The organism is Betaproteobacteria bacterium (assembly GCA_016791345.1).
GTDB lineage: Bacteria > Pseudomonadota > Gammaproteobacteria > Burkholderiales > JAEUMW01 > JAEUMW01.
This window is the reverse complement of the sequence record JAEUMW010000303.1, coordinates 1-2,272: the sequence shown is the minus strand read 5'-3', so window position 1 is coordinate 2,272 and position 2,272 is coordinate 1. Positions and strand designations below refer to the sequence as shown.

The 2,272-nt window shown below is 67.3% G+C and carries 3 protein-coding genes; 2 read left to right on the top strand and 1 reads right to left on the bottom strand.

Annotated features, from left to right (window positions below; genetic code table 11):
- On the top strand, positions 1 to 1,160 hold a 1,160-nt coding region (locus JNK68_12090), incomplete at its 5' end, for a PAS domain-containing protein (GenBank protein ID MBL8541094.1).
- 24 nt (positions 1,161 to 1,184) lie between these two features.
- Here the strand turns inward: JNK68_12090 and JNK68_12085 are convergent.
- On the bottom strand, positions 1,185 to 1,487 hold the full coding sequence (locus tag JNK68_12085; GenBank protein ID MBL8541093.1) for a hypothetical protein: 303 nt from the start codon (positions 1,485 to 1,487) through the stop codon (positions 1,185 to 1,187).
- Between the two features lie 578 nt (positions 1,488 to 2,065).
- Here JNK68_12085 and JNK68_12080 point away from each other — a divergent pair.
- On the top strand, positions 2,066 to 2,272 hold a 207-nt coding region (locus JNK68_12080), incomplete at its 3' end, for a hypothetical protein (protein ID MBL8541092.1).

The following is a 2,272-nucleotide window of genomic DNA, read 5'->3' as shown; positions in this document are numbered from 1 at the left end:
TTCAGGCAGAGAACGCGCTGCGCAAGAGCGAAGAGCGGCTTCAGCTGGCATCCGAAATCGCCCGCTATGGCACCTGGGACCGGAATGTTGCGACCGGCGACGTGGTGTGGTCGCGCGGCCTCGCCGAGATTCTGGGCTATCACCAGGACGAGGTGACCCCGAGCACTGCCGCCTGGCTTGAGCGGGTGCACCCGGAGGACCTCCCGCGCGTCGAGGCAGAGGTCCGGCGTGCGATGGCGGAGCGCACAGACTACGCCTGCGAGTATCGTGTAGTGTGGCCCGATGCGAGCATTCACTGGATGAGTTCCCATGCCCGCGTCGAGTACGGCGCCGATGGTGCCTGTCGGCGCATGATCGGTGTCATGGCCGACGTGACCGGGTTGAAGGAAGCGGAACACCGGCTGCGCGAAATGAACGCCGAACTCGCCGCGCTGGTCAACGAGCGCTCGCGCCTCCTGGATGAACGCGACGCGCAGCTTCGCGAACTCGCCATCGGGTTGACGCAGGCCGAACAGCGCGAGCGTGACCTGCTCTACGAACTGCTGCACGACCAGGTGCAGCCGCTGCTCGTGGGCGCGAGACTGCGGCTCAGTGGACTCGACCGGCGCACGCCGGTCGAGACTTGGCTTACGACCGCCGGCGAAGTCCGCAAGGAGATCGGCGAGGCGCTCGAGATGGCGCGCTCGCTCAGCGTCGGGCTCAATCCGCCGCTGGTGCGCGAGAGGGGGCTGGGCGCGGCGCTGGACTGGCTGTCGGGATGGCTGAAGCGCGCGCAGGGGCTGGACGTCCGGCTCACGTGCGATCCCAACGCAGAGCCGGCCGATGTCGCCACTCGGCTGCTGCTCTTCAAGGCGACCCGCGAACTGCTGATGAACGTCGCCAAACACGCCGGGGTGAGCGAAGTGACCCTCGCCATGGACCGCATCGCCGGACCCCGCGTCCAGATCACGGTATCCGACCGCGGTGCCGGCTTCGACGCGCGCGTCGAGGCAAGGAAGCGAAGCGACGGCTCCGGGTTGTGGGATGTCGAGCGTCGCCTCGGCATGATCGCCGGTCGCATTGCGATAGACAGCATCCCGGGCGTGGGAACCACGGTTCGACTGTCCGCTCCGCTGGGGGCAGGGGCACACCGCGCGAAGCGTGCGCGGCAGCGGGCGTAACGCAGGGGCAACCCCGAAAGCCTGTCAGGAGGCGCGGAGCTGCCGAGTCGGGGTCACTGCGACTGTGGCTTCCTGCGTTATCTCACCTCCCGGCGCCGCGTGCGGCGGTTCCAGCTCCGGTCCCGTCAACCTGAGGGCGCGAGCGCTGGCCGCCAGAAAAATGGCAAGCGCCGGGGTGGGAAACGGACCAAAGAAGGAGATGTCGACGTCGCGCGTCCTGGCTCTGCGGGAGACGGAGCGCAAGACGAGGTAGTAGCCGTCATCGCCGGCATCCACGAAAACTCCGGGGCCGACCACGCGCATCACTTCCACCTGGCTCGGTTGCATGCGGGGCGCCGCGCGTCAGGAGTCCAGCCTAGCATCGTCCTGGATCCCCTCGTCGAGTGCAGCGCCCGGTCGCCGATGCAGCCTGACGCACGCGCCAATCGTTACGTCGTCGAGCCGCATACGGTTGCAGAAGTGCGCTTTCGCGTCGCGGCGATACGCCGCGCGCAAGTGCTCGCAAGCCGTCATTTTGAGCTACCTCTCCTGTGGTGGATGCGTCCTGTGGCCGGTGTTCACGCCGGCATGTAGGGAGGCGTTCGCTCATCAGAGCGACCGTGCCGGCTTTCTGTTTGTTCGAAACGGAAAGTGAAGGGTACGTTGAACGACAGGGCTGGACTAGCGGACGGTTCCCCATGGCAAGTCGGCTGATCACGCCACGGTTGTGAGGGTTGTCTGACGTTGCAAGACGCAGCAGCCGAGACGTCGCCGCTGTTCCGGGGAGTGGAACAAGGGCGTTGCCGCCACCATGCGGTGGCGCAAGCGCTCCGTCGCTGCGCGGGTCGCCCGCGGAGTACTTGTCGCGCCAGGGGCCGGTACGCCATGCGCAGGCATTGGCCCGCTTCGTGATTGCCGGAGCAGCCATGTCCAAAGAGCGCATGAACGAAAAGACCGTCTGGGCCATCGCCGCCTTCAGCGTCGCCTTCCTTGCCACCGGCATTCCGTACTGGCAGATTCCGTACGCCAAGGTTTCCCTGCCCAGTTCGCTCTACGGCCCGGCCCTGCTGGTGGTGGCGATCGCTGCTGCCGCCCTGCGCCTGGGGGCGAAGGCGTCCTTCGCGCGGGCGCTG

Excerpts from the sequence above, each read along its gene's own strand:
- JNK68_12085 (MBL8541093.1), bottom strand. The coding sequence starts at position 1,487 with ATGCAACCGAGCCAGGTGGAAGTGATGCGCGTGGTCGGCCCCGGAGTT.